Below are 14,659 nucleotides of genomic sequence, written 5' to 3' on the forward strand. Positions count from 1 at the left end.
ACCCGACGAGGCCTGCCCCGGGGTGACCCACCGTCAACCCGGTCCGCCCGCGCAACCGTTCGTGTGCCGACCCGGTGAACCCGCCGGCGCCGCAGGCCGTTCCGCATGGCGGTGTCCGGCGACGACCGCCGGGCCCGAGCCCGCGGCGGGCCGCCGCCCGGGCCCCGACCGACAGATGGGTGGCACCTCACCGTGGCCCTGCCGAAGAGCGCCTCGCTGCTCAGCGCCGTGGCGCTGGTCCTGCTGACCGCGCCGACCGCCGCCGCGGCGCCGCCGAAGGCCACCCCCGCGGAGGCCACCGTCACCATCGGCGCCGACCAGGCCGCGATCGGCACCCTGCCCGCCGACTTCCTCGGCTTCTCCTACGAGTCCACCCACCTGGAGAGCGGCGAGTTCGACGCCCAGGGCAGCTACCCGCAGCTGCTGAAGAACCTCGGTCCCGGCGTGCTGCGCTTCGGCGGCAACACGGTGGACAAGGACTTCAAAACCTCCTCGCCCGAGGCGCTGGCCGCGCTGCGCCGGCTCACCGACGCCACCGGCTGGCGGGTGATCTACTCCGAGAACGGCGCCCGCTTCGACGCCGCCGCCGTCACCAAGGACGTGGCCGCGGTCAGCGCCGCACTCGGCCCCGCCCTGACGGCCCTCGCCTGCGGCAACGAGCCGAGCAGCTGGCAGAGCAAGGGCTACCGCCCGGCCGGCTACGGGTCCGACGACCTGCCGGCCGACGCCCAACGCTGCCTGGACGCCGTCCGCAAGGGCGCCCCGCAGGTCCCGTTCGCCGGCCCGGACCTGGCCAGTACCGGGATGCTGCCCGCCTACGCGGCTTGGGCCAAGGGGAAGATCGGCCTGCTCGACCAGCACTACTACGCGATCAGCGGTTGCAGGTCGAAGGACGCCACGGCGGCCGGCCTGCTCTCCCGTGAGCGCGCCTCGGCGGCGGCGAGCACCATCGGCAAGCTGTCCGCCACCGCCGCCGGCCTCGGCGTCCCGCTGCGGCTCTCGGAGACCAACTCGATCTCCTGCGGCGGCATCGCGGGCGTCACCGACGGCTACGCCTCCGCACTGTGGATGGCGGACTTCCTGCTCACCGCGGCCGAGCACGGCGCCGCCGGGGTCAACATCCACGGCGGGCTCTCCGGCACCTACCTGACCGGCGCCCTGGGCAACGCCTACAGCCCGATCCTGTCCGACGGCAAGCGCCACTACACCGCCGCGCCGTCCTACTACGGCATGCTGCTGGCCCACCAGCTCGGCACCGGCAAGGTGGTGCCGGCGAAGATCTCCGGCGGCGGCAACCTGGCCGCGCACGCCGTGCGCAACGCCGACGGCACCACCCGGGTCCTGCTGGAGAACCTCGACGGCGCACCCGCCACCCTCGGCGTGCAGGTGGGGTCGGCGACCCGGGTGTCGGTGCTCACCATGACCGCCCCCGGCCTCGACGCCAAGACCGGGGTGACCATCCAGGGCGCCTCGGTCGCCGCCGACGGCAGCTTCACCCCCGGCGCGCCGGACCACGCCGACTGCCCGGGCGGCACCTGCCGGATCACCCTGGCGCCGTACACCGCCGTGGTGCTCGGCACCGTCACGGCCGCCACCCCGGCCCCCGCGCCGGCCACGCCCGCCCCGACCCGGACCGCCACGCCGACGCCGAGCGCCACCCCGAGCGCCTCCCGCCCGGAAACGCCGACCGCCGCGCCCAGCCCGTCCGCGAGCACCCCGCACCCGGCGTCCGCGCACCCGAGCACCGGTCCCGAGCTCGCCTCCACCGGCGCCGACGGCACCGAGCTGATGGCCCTGACCGCCGGCACCGGGCTGATCCTGATCGGCGGGGCGGTGTTCGCCTCCCAGCGCCGCCGCGGCACCCACCGCCGGGCCTGAGCCGCCCACCGGCCACGGCCGCCGGCCGGAACGACCGAGCCGCACGCCGCCGACCGGAACGACGGAGCCGCCCCGCGGGAAGTCCCGCGGGGCGGCTCCGGCCGTCGGTGTGGTCAGCCCTGGCGGCGCTCCGCGAGGAAGGACTCCACCTTCGCCCGCACCTCGTCGGTGTCCAGGCCGCGCACCGTCATGGTGGTGCGGCGGCGCAGCACGTCGTCCACGGTGTACGCCCACTCGCTGTCGGCGGCGTACGCGACCTGGGCCCACACGTCGGGGCCGTCGGCGTGGATCGGCTCGCCCAGCTCGGGGCGGTCGGCGATCAGGCGCGCGATGTCGAAGGAGAGCGTGCCGTAGTGGCTGGCCAGGTGCTTGGCGACCAGCGGCTCCATCCGGGAGCCGGCCTCGCGGTCCATCAGCAGGCGGTGTGCCACGGCGTTCGGGGCGCCGATGCCGGGCAGCGGCACGGTCGCCGGGAACGGCGAGACGTCCTCGGCCAGGCCGGTGCCGGGCACGTGCTTGAGCTTCTCCAGCACGGTGCGCCCGATGTGCCGGTAGGTGGTCCACTTGCCGCCGGCCACCGACAGCATGCCGCCGCGGCCCTCGGTGACCACGGTCTCGCGCTTGGCGGCGGCGGTGTCGCCGGGGCCGCCGGGCAGCACCCGCAGGCCCGCGAACGAGTAGGTGATCAGGTCGCGGTCGAGGTGCTCGTCGCGGATCGCGTGGCCGGCCTCGTCCATGATCTGGTCGATGTCGGCCTCGGTGGCGCGGACGTCCTGCGGGTCGCCGGTGTACTCCTCGTCGGTGGTGCCGAGCAGGACGTGGTCCTCCCACGGGATGGCGAAGGAGACGCGGTACTTGTCGATCGGGATGGTGAGCGCCGCGCGCCACGGGCTGCGGCGCTTGACCACCACGTGGGCGCCCTTGGAGAGGCGGATGGACGGGGCCGCACCCGCGTCCTCCATCCGGCGCAGGTGGTCGACCCACGGGCCGGTGGCGTTGAGCACCAGGCGGGCGCTGACGCCGAACTCGGTGCCGTCCAGCCGGTCCTTCAGCTCGGCGCCGGTGACCCGGGTGCCGGTGAACCGCAGGCCGGTGACCTCGGCGTGGTTGAGCGCGACGGCGCCCGCGTCCACGGCGGCCCGGACGGTCATCACGGCGACCCGGGAGTCGTTCATCTGGTGGTCGCCGTAGACGGCGACGGCCTGCAGCCCCTCGGTGCGCAGCGCGGGCACCTGCTGGGCGGCGTGCGCGGCGGTGGAGACCCGGCCCATGCCGTCGCGGAAGGCGGACAGCGCGGAGTACAGGAAGACGCCGGCGCCGAGCTTGGGGGCGCTGTGCGGGCCGCCCTTGTAGACCGGGACGAAGAAGGTCAGCGGGTTCACCAGGTGCGGGGCCACGTCGGTGGCCAGCGCGCGGCGCTCCTTGTGGTTCTCCGCGACCAGCTTGACCGCGCCGGTCTGCAGGTAGCGCAGACCGCCGTGGACCAGCTTGGAGGAGGCGCTGGAGGTGGCGCCGGCGAAGTCGCCGGCGTCGACCATGGCGACCTTGAGGCCCGCCTGGGCGGCGGTCCAGGCGGTGGCGGTGCCGAGGATGCCGCCGCCGATCACCAGCAGGTCGTAGGTGGCCTTGCCCAGCAGTTCGCGGGTCTCGGCGCGGGAGGCGGTACGGCCGGCGGTGCGCTCGGCGCCCAGGGTCGGGATGGTTGCCATGGTGTGTGTACGGCGGCGCGGGTCGGGCGGCGCCGTTTCTCCTCTCGGTGTGCGGTGCGGCCTGTGCTGCAGGCCGGTCGGCCCGGTGCGGCGGGCCGGGTGCGAAACCGGAACGACCGGCCGGGGCCCGTGGCCCCGGCCGGTGTGCCGGTCAGTTCTGCTCGTCCTCCTCCACCCAGCCCATGGTGCGCTCCACGGCCTTGAGCCACTTCTTGTACTCGCGCTCCCGGGTGGTCTCGTCCATCCGGGGAGTCCATTCGGCGGCGCGGTGCCAGTTGGCCCGCAGAGTGTCGAGGTCGGGCCAGAAGCCGACCGCCAGGCCGGCCGCGTAGGCCGCGCCGAGGGCGGTGGTCTCGGCCACGTACGGGCGCTCGACGGGGGCGTCGAGCACGTCCGCGATGTTCTGCATCAGCAGGTTGTTGGAGGTCATGCCGCCGTCGACCTTGAGGGCGGTGAGCTCCACGCCGGAGTCCTTCTGCATGGCGTCGACGACCTCGCGGGTCTGCCAGGCGGTGGCCTCCAGCACGGCGCGGGCCAGGTGGCCCTTGGTGACGTACCGGGTGAGGCCGGCGATCACGCCGCGGGCGTCGGAGCGCCAGTACGGGGCGAACAGGCCGGAGAAGGCCGGCACGAAGTAGGCGCCGCCGTTGTCCTCGACCGTGTTGGCCAGGGTCTCGATCTCGGCCGCGGTCGAGATGATGCCCAGCTGGTCGCGCAGCCACTGCACGAGCGAGCCGGTGACCGCGATCGAGCCCTCCAGGGCGTACACCGGGGCCTGGTCGCCGATCCGGTAGCCGACCGTGGTGAGCAGGCCGTGGTACGAGTTGACGATCTTCTCGCCGGTGTTCAGCAGCAGGAAGGTGCCGGTGCCGTAGGTCGACTTGGCCTCGCCCTCGCTGAAGCAGGTCTGGCCGAACAGCGCGGCCTGCTGGTCGCCCAGCGCGGAGGCGACCGGCACGCCCTCCAGGTCGCCGACCGCGTGGCCGTAGACCTCGGCGGAGGAGCGGATCTCCGGCAGGACGGCCATCGGCACGCCCATCGACTCGGCGATCTTCTCGTCCCAGGCCAGGGTGGAGAGGTTCATCAGCATGGTGCGGCTGGCGTTGGTCACATCGGTGATGTGCTTGCCGCCGTCGACGCCACCGGTGAGGTTCCAGATCACCCAGGTGTCCATGGTGCCGAACAGGATGTCGCCGGCCTCGGCGCGCTCCCGCAGGCCCTCGACGTTGTCCAGCAGCCAGCGGATCTTCGGGCCGGCGAAGTAGCTGGCCAGCGGCAGGCCGGTCTCGCGGCGGAAGCGGTCCTGGCCGACGTTGCGGCCCAGCTCGCGGCAGAGCGCCTCGGTCCGGGTGTCCTGCCACACCAGCGCGTTGTGCACCGGCTCACCGGTGTTCTTGTCCCACAGGACGGTGGTCTCGCGCTGGTTGGTGATACCGATCGCGCGGATGTCGTCCTTGGTCAGCCCGGCCTTCTCCAGCGCACCGCGCACCACCGACCGGACCCGGGTCCAGATCTCGGCGGCGTCGTGCTCGACCCAGCCGGGCTGCGGGAAGATCTGCGAGTGCTCCTGCTGGTCGACGGCGACGATCCGGCCGTCGGCGCCGAAGATGATGCAGCGGCTGGAGGTCGTGCCCTGGTCGATCGCGGCGATGTAGTTGCCGGCGGGGGTTCCGGTGATGGTCATGAAGTCCTCGGCTCGGGATGAGGGGTTCGGGGTGGGCGGGCCTGACCTGAGGTCAGTCCCCGTGCACGGGCGTCGGGCAAACCCGGACTAGAAGGCCAGGTGGTAGAAGCCACCGGCCAGCAGACCGCCGATGATCGGACCGGCCACCGGGATCCAGGCGTACGACCAGTCGGAGCCGCCCTTGTGGGGGATCGGCAGCAGCGAGTGGACGATGCGCGGGCCCAGGTCACGGACCGGGTTGATCGCGTAGCCGGTCGGGCCGCCGAGCGAGAGGCCGATGCCGACGACGGTGAGGGCGACGATCAGGATGCCGGTGCCCGAGAGGCCGAGGCCCTTGTTGAGGCCCTGGGTGAGGATCGCGAGGCAGAGCACGAAGGTGCCGATGGCCTCGGTCAGCAGGTTCTGGAACGGGTTCCGGATCTCGGGACCGGTCGAGAAGATGCCGAGCGTCGGCTCCTCGTTGGCCCGGAACTGTCCGAGGTAGGTGGCCCAGACCAGGACCGCGCCGATCATCGCGCCGAGCAGCTGGGAGCCGAGGTAGAGCGGCACCTTGCTCCACTCGCCGGTGTCGGCGGCGATGGCCAGGGTGACGGCCGGGTTCAGGTGCGCGCCGGACTTCGGGGCGGACATGTAGGCGGCGATCATGACCGCGAAGCCCCAGCCGAAGGTGATGGCCAGCCAGCCGGCGTTGATCGCCTTGGACTTCTTGAGAGTGACGGCGGCGCAGACGCCACCGCCCAGGAGTATCAGTGCGGCAGTACCGAGGGTCTCGCCGACAAAGATGTCGCCGTTGGAGAACGCGGACACACAGACTCCTTCGTCTGTCTGGCTCCTATGTCCGAATGGTCCGGAGCAAGGGTGGGGGCAGGCGGTACGGATCCCGTCCCGGGGATTCGTACCGGGGGGCGGCTGGACTGACCGCTGAGCGGGTGAGCGCGGGGGAGTGCGATCCGGTCCAACCGTCGTTCGACATTGTCGACCGACATGCGGAAGCTTCTCTCTCCGGCCTCCCCTGCGTCAAGGCAGGGTTACGTACCTGTGACTCATCGCTCCATGACACCCCGCGCGGACCCCGGAAACGCGAAGGCGCGGGCGGCCCGCAGGGGGCCCGCCCGCGCCTTCGCGCACGGATCAGGAGGGGGAACCGGGGCTCAGAACCGCCCCGCGCCGAGGTCGCGCGAGATCGCCCGCGCCGCGCTGCGCACCGAGGCGACCAGCGAGGGCTTCACGAACCCGTCCTCGCAGACCGTCTCCACCGCGCCGGAGATGCACACCGCACCCACCGGATTGCGCCGCCGGTCCTGGATCAGCGCCCCGATCGAGGCCACCCCCTCCCAGGTCTCCTCCACCGAGTCCGACCAGCCCCGCTCGCGGATCAGCGCGCACTCGGCGTCCACGTCGGCCGGGTCGGTCAGCGTGCGCAGCGTGTACGACTCCAGCGGGCCCTCGCCCAGCTCGCCGCGCGCCACCGGGTCGTACGCCAGCAGGACCTTGCCCAGCGCGGTGCTGTGCAGCGGCTGCATCGAGCCCACCTCCAGCACCTGCCGGGTGTCGTCGGGGCGGAACACGTGGTGCACGATCAGCACCCCGCGCTGGTGCAGCACGCCCAGGTAGACGGTCTCGCCGGAGGCCCTGGCCAGGTCGTCGGCCCACACCAGCGCCCGGGCGCGCAGCTCGTGCACGTCCAGGTAGCTCTGGCCGAGCCGCAGCAGCTCGGCGCCCAGCTGGTACTTTCCGCTCTCCGCGTCCTGCTCGACGAAGCCCTCCTGCTGGAGGGTGCGCAGGATCCCGTGGGCGGTCCCCTTGGCCAGGTCCAACGCCGTGGCGACCTCGGACAGGCCGAGCCGGCGCTCGCCTCCGGCCAGCAGCCGCAGTATCGCGGCGGCCCGGGAGAGCGACTGGATCGGGCCGGGCATCGGCTACCTCCCTGACAGACGGTCGACAATGTCGACCGCAAGAGTATCGCCATGAGTCTGCCAGGCCGCAGGCCGTGCGTGCACCTTTCCCGATCAACGTCCCCCGCGGCCCGGCCCACCGTGCCCGGTCCGCCCCCGCACCGCGCCCGCCAGCGCCGCGATCTCCGCCTCGCCCACCCGGCAGCACCCGCCCACCAGCCGGGCCCCGCCGGCCACCCACCCCGCCACCCGGCCGGGCCGGAACGTCGGCTCGCCCACCCACCCCCGCCCGCTCTCCCAGCGCTCCCCGCTGTTCGGGTAGACCACCACCGGCAGCCCCGTCACCCCGGCCGCCACCGGCACCGCCCGGTCCGCGTCCGCCGGCGAGCAGCAGTTCACCCCCACCGCCACCACCTCCGGCACCCCGGCCGCCACCGCGAACGCCTCCTCGAGCGGCTGCCCCGCCCTGGTCCGGTCACCCGCCACGCTGTACGACAGCCACACCGGCACCCCCAGCCCCCGCACCACCCGCAGCAGCGCCCGCGCCTCGTCCACGTCCGGCACGGTCTCCAGCGCCAGCACGTCCGGACCCGCCGCCGCCAGTACCTCCAACCGCGGCCGGTGCCACCGCTCCAGCTGCGCCACGCTCAGCCCGTACCGTCCCCGGTACTCCGACCCGTCCGCCAGCACCGCCCCGTACGGCCCCACCGACGCCGCCACCCAGCGCCGCCCCCGCCCGTCCCGCTCGGCCAGCACGGCCGCCTCCCGCGCCAGCGACACGCTCGACGCGATCAACCGCGCCGCCCCGGCCCGCCCCACCCCGCGCCGGGCGAACCCCTCGAAACTCGCCTGGTAGCTCCCGCTGATCGCCACCCGGGCCCCGGCCCGGAAGTACCCCAGGTGCGCCGCCACCAGCGCCCGCGGCCGGTCCACCAGCAGCCGCGCCGACCACAGCGCGTCCGACAGGTCGTGCCCCGCCGCCGCCAGCTGGTTCGACAACCCGCCGTCCAGCACCACCGCCCCGTCCGCCAGCGCCGCCGCCAACGACCGCGCCTGCGCTCCGGTCACCGCACACCTCCTGGCACCAGCGGGCCCCTCCGTCACTGTAGGCACGCCCCACCCCGCCCCGGTGCACTATGTTGACCTCACAGTGAGTACGACCGGCCCCGACCCGTGGGAGGCCCCGATGTCCGCACACCCACCGGCCTCCGAGCAGGACTGGCTCGCCGCCTACGACCCGCGCGCCTTCGCCCCCGTCGCCGTCACCGTCGACGTGGTCGCCCTCACCCTGCGCGCCGGCCGCCTCGCCGTCCTCCTCGTCCAGCGCGCCGAACCCCCCTTCCAGGGCCACTGGGCGCTGCCCGGCGGCTTCCTGCGGGCCGGCCGGGAGAACCTCGCCCACGCCGCCGCCCGCGAACTCGCCGAGGAGACCGGCCTGCAGGGCACCGACGCCACCGCCGCGCTCGACCGCGTCCACCTCGAACAGCTCGGCACCTTCGGCGACCCCGACCGCGACCCCCGGATGCACGTGGTCTCCGTCGCCCACCTCGCCTTCGCCCCCGACCTGCCCGCCCCCACCGCCGGCACCGACGCCGCGGCCGCCGCCTGGCACCCGGTCGACACCCTCGATCTGCCCGCCACCGGCGACGACGGCCGCACCCCGCTCGCCTTCGACCACGCCGCCATCCTCGGCCACGGCCTCGACCGGGCCCGCGCCAAACTCGAGTACCGCCCGCTGGCCACCGCCTTCCTCGGCCCCACCTTCACCATCCCCGAACTGCGCGCCGTCTACGAGGCCGTCTGGGGCGAACCCCTGCACCCCGGCAACTTCCACCGCAAGGTGCTCTCCGTCCCCGGCTTCGTCGAACCCACCGGCACCACCACCGACCGCGGCGGCACCCGCGGCGGCCCCCGCGCCCGCCACTACCGCGCCGGCCCCGCCCACCTCCTGCACCCCCCGCTGCTGCGCCCCGGCCGCGAGCAGCGGAACCCCTGACCCACCCGCCCCCGCCGCACTACCATCCGTCCCATGACGAGCGCGCACGCCCACCGACCCAACTCGCACTGCCACTGGTGCGGAACGCCGTACCCGCCGAACACCGAGGGCTGGCCCCGCACCTGCACCGGCTGCACCGAGATCAGCTACCGCAACCCGCTGCCCGTCACCGTCGTCCTGCTCCCGGTCCACCGGCCCGACGGCGACCCCGGCCTGGTCGTCATCCGCCGCACCATCGAACCCGGCCTCGGCGAACTCGCCCTGCCCGGCGGCTACGTCGACTTCGGCGAGAGCTGGCAGCAGGCCGCCGTCCGCGAACTCCGCGAGGAGACCGGCATCGAGGCCGACGCCGCCGACGTCACCCTGGTCGCCACCGACTCCGACGCCGCCGGCGGCTTCCTCTGCCTGTTCGGCCTGCTCCCCGCCCGCCCGCTCGCCGACCTGCCCCCCTCCGTCCCCACCGAGGAGACCGACGGCTGGCAGCTCGCCGACCCGCACACCCCGCTCGCCTTCCCCTTCCACACCCGGGTCAGCGCGGCCTGGTTCCGGGGCTCGTACGACCACCCTGTGCCCGACCCCCACTGACCAGCGGCGCGCAGTGGCGCGGCGGACCCTGGCGCGGCCGACGATCACGTGGCAGGGTCTGGTCCGTCAGCGTCCCTAGGGCGGGTCCGCCACGAGCAGCACCCGTCCGCACCCACCGGCCGGGAGACCACCACCGTGAGCACCCCACCCAAGGACCAGCCGCTCTGGCGCCCCGACCCCGCCCGCGCCGCCGCCAGCGAGATCGTCCGGTTCCAGGCCTGGGCCGCCCAGCACCACGGAGCCCCGGCCGCCCCGCTCGCCCCCACTGCCGACGACGAGCAGGCCGCCACCCGCTACGCGGCCCTGCACGCCTGGTCCACCGAGGACCTCGGCCGCTTCTGGCAGGCCGTCGCCGAGTGGTACGACGTCCCCTTCGACACCGAGCCCGAGACCGTCCTCGCCGACGCCGCCATGCCCGGCGCCCGCTGGTTCCCCGGCGCCCGGCTCAACTACGCCGCCGCCCTGCTGCGCCGCGCCGCCGACCCGGCCTTCCGCGACGAGGCCGCGATCCTCCACCTGGACGAGACCACCGAGCAGCCCGTCGCGGTCACCTGGCACGAGCTGAACCGCCAGGTCGGCTCGCTCGCCGCCGCCCTGCGCGCCCGCGGCGTGCGCCCCGGCGACCGGGTCGCCGGCTACCTGCCCAACATCCCGCAGGCCGTCGTCGCGCTGCTCGCCGCCGCCTCGATCGGCGCCGTCTGGACATCCTGCGCCCCCGACTTCGGCGCCCGCAGCGTGCTCGACCGCTTCCAGCAGCTCGAACCCGCCGTCCTGATCGCCGTCGACGGCTACCACTACGGCGGCAAGAACCACGACCGCACCGAGGTCGTCGCCGAACTGCGCCGCGAACTCCCCTCCCTGCACACCGTCGTGCACGTCCCCCTGCTCGGCGGCGCCACCCCGGACGGCGCCCTCGCCTGGGCCGACCTCACCGCCGACCAGGTCGAGCCGGCCTTCGAACCGGTCCCGTTCGAGCACCCGCTCTGGGTCCTCTACTCCTCCGGCACCACCGGCCTGCCCAAGGCCATCGTGCAGAGCCAGGGCGGCATCCTGCTGGAGCACCTCAAGCAGGCCGGCCTGCACCTCGACCTCGGCCCCGGCGAGCGCTTCCTCTGGTACACCTCGACCGGCTGGATGATGTGGAACTTCCTGGTCGCCGGCCTGCTCGTCGGCGCCACGATCGTCACCTACGACGGCAGCCCCGGCCACCCCGACACCGGCGCCTTCTGGTCGGTCGCCGCCCGCACCCGCGCCACCGTGGTCGGCACCTCCGCCGCGTACGTGATCGCCAGCCGCAAGGCCGACCTGCACCCCGGCCGCGACCTCGACCTCTCCGCCGTCCGCTGCCTCGGCACCACCGGCTCCCCGCTGCCCCCCGACGGCTTCCAGTGGATCTACGACGAGGTCAAGCAGGACATCTGGCTCGCCTCCGTCAGCGGCGGCACCGACGTGTGCAGCTGCTTCGTCGGCGGCGTGCCCACCCTCCCGGTCCACCTCGGCGAGATCCAGGCCCCCTGCCTCGGCGCCGCCGTCGAGTCCTGGGACGTCCAGGGCAAGCCGCACACCGACGAGGTCGGCGAGCTGGTCGTCACCAAGCCGCTGCCCTCGATGCCCACCGGCTTCTGGAACGACCCCGACGGCACCCGCTACCACGACAGCTACTTCGACATGTACCCCGGCACCTGGCGCCACGGGGACTGGATCACCGTCACCTCCCGCGGCACCGTGGTCATCCACGGCCGCTCCGACTCCACCCTCAACCGCCAGGGCGTCCGGATGGGCTCCGCCGACATCTACGAGGTCGTCGAGCGCCTCCCCGAGATCGCCGAGTCCCTGGTGATCGGCCTCGAGGAGCCCGGCGGCGGCTACTGGATGCCGCTCTTCGTCGTCCTCGCCCCCGGCGCCGAGCTGGACGAGCAGCTGATCGGCCGCATCCGCACCTCGCTGCGCACCGAGCTCTCCCCGCGCCACGTCCCCGACGAGGTCATCGCCGTCACCGGCCTCCCGCACACCCTCACCGGCAAGCGGATCGAGGTGCCGGTCAAGCGGCTGCTGTCCGGCACCCCGCTCGCCCAGGCGGTCAACCCCGGCTCGGTGGACAACCTCGACCACCTGAGGTTCTTCGAGGAGCTCGGCCGCTCCCGCCGGTCCTGAACAGCCCGGAGGGGCGCTGCCAACCCCCACGGTGGCAGCGCCCCTCCTCCCTCACCCGTCCCGGGATCACTCCCCGGACAGCACCTGCTGGGCCGCGGCCCGCGCCTGGTCGGCGGTGTCGGCGGCCCGCGCCGCCTCCGCCGCCCGGCGGCACTGCGCCAGCGTGTACCGGGCCAGCGCGGTGCGCACGTACGGGATCGACGCGGCGCCCATCGACAGGCTGGTGACCCCCAGCCCGGTCAGCACGCAGGCCAGCAGCGGGTCCGAGGCGGCCTCACCGCACACCCCGCAGCTCTTGCCGACCGACTTCGCCGCGTCCGCGGACAGCGCGATCAGGTCCAGCAGCGCCGGCTGCCAGGCGTCCTGCAGCCGCGCCAGCGCCCCGACCTGCCGGTCGGCCGCGAAGGTGTACTGCGCCAGGTCGTTGGTGCCCAGCGACAGGAACTCGACCTCCTGCAGCACCGACCGGGCCCGCAGCGCGGCCGAGGGGATCTCGACCATCGCGCCGTACTTGGCCTCCAGTCCCGCCTCCCGGCAGGCGTCCGCGAACGCCTTCGCGTCCACCCGGTCGGCCACCATCGGCGCCATCACCTCGAGGTGCACCGGCAGCCCGGCCGAGGCCGTCGCCAGTGCGCGCAGCTGGGTGCGCAGCACCTCCGGGTGGTCCAGCAGGGTGCGCAGACCGCGCACGCCGAGCGCCGGGTTGGGCTCGTCCGCCGGCGTCAGGAAGTCCAGCGGCTTGTCGGCCCCCGCATCCAGCACCCGGACCACCACCCGGCTCTCCGGGAAGGCCTCCAGCACCGTGCGGTACGCCTCGACCTGCTTCTCCTCGGTCGGCGCCTTCGCCGAGTCGTCGAGGAACAGGAACTCGGTGCGGAACAGGCCCACACCCTCGGCGCCGGCCTCCAGCGCCGCCGCCAGGTCGGCCGGCCCGCCGATGTTCGCCAGCAGCGGCACCCGGTGCCCGTCCGAGGTCCGGCCCGGCCCGGTCGAGGCGGCCAGCGCCGCCTTCCGCTCGGCCGCCTGCCGGCGCAGCTCGTCCTGCTTCGCCACGGTCGGCTCCAGCAGCACGTCGCCCGAGCTGCCGTCCACCGCGACCACGGTGCCCTCGGCCACCCCGGCGGCGCCCGGCAGCGCGACCACGGCCGGCACGCCCATCGCCCGCGCCAGGATGGCGCTGTGGCTGGTCGGCCCGCCCTCCTCGGTCACGAACCCGAGCACCAGCGTCGGGTCCAGCAGCGCGGTGTCGGCCGGCGCCAGGTCCCGCGCGAACAGCACGTACGGCTCGTCGCTGTCCGGCACACCCGGCATCGGCACCCCGAGCAGCCGGGCCACGATCCGGTTGCGCACGTCGTCCAGGTCGGCGACCCGCCCGGCCAGGTAGTCCCCGGCCGAGGCGAGCAGCGCCCGGTACGCGGCGAAGGCGTCGTACACCCCGCGCTCGGCCGTGCTGCCGACCGCGATCCGCCGGCTGACGTCGGCCATCAGCTCCGGGTCCTGCGCCATCAGCGCCTGGGCCTCCAGCACGGCCTGCGCCTCGCCGCCGGCCAGGTTGCCGCGGGCGATCAGGTCGGCGGCGACGGCATCCACGGCGGTCTGCGCCCTGGCCTGCTCGCGCGGTGCGTCCTCGGTCGCGATCCGGGTGGCCGGCGGCTCCAGCACGGCCGTCCCCATGTGCCGCACCTGGCCGATCGCGACCCCGTGGCTGACACCTACGCCGCGCAGCGACTGTTCCATCTCCTGCGTTCCTTCCAGCACCGTCAGTTCCAGGTGAACAGGTCGCCGCCGACCGGCACGACGCCGCTCTCGGCGACCGCCGTCAGCGCCTCGGCCGGTGCCTCCAGCGCCACGATCGGCGAGATCGGGGACTTCCCGGCGGCCTCGACCGCGGCCGGGTTCCACCGGATCACCGGCTGGCCGCGGCGGACCTGGTCGCCCTTGTTCACCAGCAGCTCGAAGCCCTCGCCGTTCAGCTGCACGGTGTCGATGCCGAGGTGGGTGAGCACGCCGTGCCCGGCGTCGTCCATCACCACGAAGGCGTGCGGGTGCATCGAGACCACCAGCCCGTCCACCGGCGCCACGGCCTCGGTGGGCTCGCGCACCGGGTCGATCGCGGTGCCGGGGCCCACCATCGCGCCGGCGAAGACGGGGTCGGGCACGGCGGCGAGCCCGACGGCGCGACCGGCGAGCGGCGACGTCACAGTGGTCATGGTGGAGCCTCCCAGGTGCGGAGTACAGCGCGTGTGGCCGCCGAACGGCGGCTCGTACAACGACTGAAGCCTAAATTATGTCAACTTCGGACATCTCGTCATATAGCGCCCACATCCCTGCTCGCCCGTCACGCGGCCCGCGCACACGACCGTGCACGAATCGAGCCCCGCCCAGGCGGGCTACCGGCCCGCGGGCGCCCAAGTGGTCTAGTCCTCTTGGCCAACGCGCCGCACTCTACGGCATCCGGGTGAGCTGCGACGATCGCCCCACCCGCCCCCGCACGGCTCCCACTCCCTGCAGCCATACGAGTGACACCGGCGCAACCCGATTAGGCGCACGGCCCGAGGGCCGCTATGGTTGGCCGAGTCGCCGCGAGCCGGTGATGAACAGAGAGTGTCGGACACACAAAAGCCCGGTGAAAACCTGGCAAACGGATCTGATAAGCTCGAATCACGAAAGAACGAAGCGCCCGGAGGGCCCGCTGGAAGGCGGTCCGAAGGAAGTGTCCGTTCCTTGAGAACTCAACAGCGTGCCAAAAGTCAACGCC

11 protein-coding genes are annotated in these 14,659 nt (G+C 74.0%); 4 read left to right on the forward strand and 7 right to left on the reverse strand.

All coding sequences use genetic code 11. From position 1 onward, the window contains the following. The first annotated feature begins 192 nt into the window (after positions 1 to 192). Positions 193 to 1,878 (forward strand): glycosyl hydrolase family 79 C-terminal domain-containing protein, encoded by a 1,686-nt coding sequence (locus ABT014_RS24830; protein ID WP_350641312.1) that lies wholly within the window; start codon positions 193 to 195, stop codon positions 1,876 to 1,878. 113 nt (positions 1,879 to 1,991) lie between these two features. Here the strand turns inward: ABT014_RS24830 and ABT014_RS24835 are convergent, their stop codons facing one another. The 5 genes from ABT014_RS24835 to mmuM all read right to left on the reverse strand — a co-directional run bounded on the left by ABT014_RS24835 (position 1,992) and on the right by mmuM (position 8,234). Next, positions 1,992 to 3,587, reverse strand: a complete 1,596-nt coding sequence (locus ABT014_RS24835; RefSeq protein ID WP_350641313.1) for a glycerol-3-phosphate dehydrogenase/oxidase — start codon at positions 3,585 to 3,587, stop codon at positions 1,992 to 1,994. A 151-nt stretch (positions 3,588 to 3,738) separates the two neighbouring features. After that, positions 3,739 to 5,271: a glycerol kinase GlpK gene (gene glpK / locus ABT014_RS24840; protein ID WP_350641314.1), complete on the reverse strand. Its 1,533-nt coding sequence runs from the start codon at positions 5,269 to 5,271 to the stop codon at positions 3,739 to 3,741. An 87-nt stretch (positions 5,272 to 5,358) separates the two neighbouring features. Then, the gene (locus tag ABT014_RS24845; RefSeq protein ID WP_350641315.1) at positions 5,359 to 6,078 is read right to left on the reverse strand and encodes an MIP/aquaporin family protein; all 720 of its coding nucleotides are present in this window, start codon (positions 6,076 to 6,078) and stop codon (positions 5,359 to 5,361) included. 344 nt (positions 6,079 to 6,422) lie between these two features. Next, positions 6,423 to 7,187 carry an IclR family transcriptional regulator gene (locus tag ABT014_RS24850; RefSeq protein WP_350641316.1) on the reverse strand — a complete coding sequence of 255 codons (765 nt, stop codon included), beginning with the start codon at positions 7,185 to 7,187 and terminating at the stop codon, positions 6,423 to 6,425. A 93-nt stretch (positions 7,188 to 7,280) separates the two neighbouring features. After that, positions 7,281 to 8,234, reverse strand: coding sequence for a homocysteine S-methyltransferase (gene mmuM, locus ABT014_RS24855; protein WP_350641317.1), 954 nt, complete (start codon positions 8,232 to 8,234; stop codon positions 7,281 to 7,283). Positions 8,235 to 8,352: 118 nt separating this feature from the next. Between mmuM and ABT014_RS24860 the strand changes: the two genes are divergently transcribed. The 3 genes from ABT014_RS24860 to ABT014_RS24870 all read left to right on the forward strand — a co-directional run bounded on the left by ABT014_RS24860 (position 8,353) and on the right by ABT014_RS24870 (position 11,901). Then, entirely contained in the window at positions 8,353 to 9,162 is an 810-nt protein-coding gene (locus tag ABT014_RS24860) for an NUDIX hydrolase (protein WP_350641318.1), read from the forward strand. Between the two features lie 33 nt (positions 9,163 to 9,195). Beyond that, positions 9,196 to 9,747 carry an NUDIX domain-containing protein gene (locus tag ABT014_RS24865; RefSeq protein WP_350641319.1) on the forward strand — a complete coding sequence of 184 codons (552 nt, stop codon included), beginning with the start codon at positions 9,196 to 9,198 and terminating at the stop codon, positions 9,745 to 9,747. A 135-nt stretch (positions 9,748 to 9,882) separates the two neighbouring features. After that, on the forward strand, positions 9,883 to 11,901 hold the full coding sequence (locus tag ABT014_RS24870; RefSeq protein WP_350641320.1) for an acetoacetate--CoA ligase: 2,019 nt from the start codon (positions 9,883 to 9,885) through the stop codon (positions 11,899 to 11,901). 66 nt (positions 11,902 to 11,967) lie between these two features. On the opposite strand, the gene ptsP is transcribed toward ABT014_RS24870, so the two are convergent. Further along, a complete protein-coding gene (ptsP, locus tag ABT014_RS24875) occupies positions 11,968 to 13,638 on the reverse strand; it encodes a phosphoenolpyruvate--protein phosphotransferase (RefSeq protein WP_350641321.1) in 1,671 nt (556 codons plus the stop codon). 23 nt (positions 13,639 to 13,661) lie between these two features. After that, positions 13,662 to 14,111: a PTS sugar transporter subunit IIA gene (locus ABT014_RS24880; RefSeq protein ID WP_350641322.1), complete on the reverse strand. Its 450-nt coding sequence runs from the start codon at positions 14,109 to 14,111 to the stop codon at positions 13,662 to 13,664. Positions 14,112 to 14,659 lie beyond the last annotated feature (548 nt).

Origin of the sequence: Kitasatospora sp. NPDC094015 (genome assembly GCF_040304075.1) — a bacterium.
Lineage (GTDB): Bacteria > Actinomycetota > Actinomycetes > Streptomycetales > Streptomycetaceae > Kitasatospora.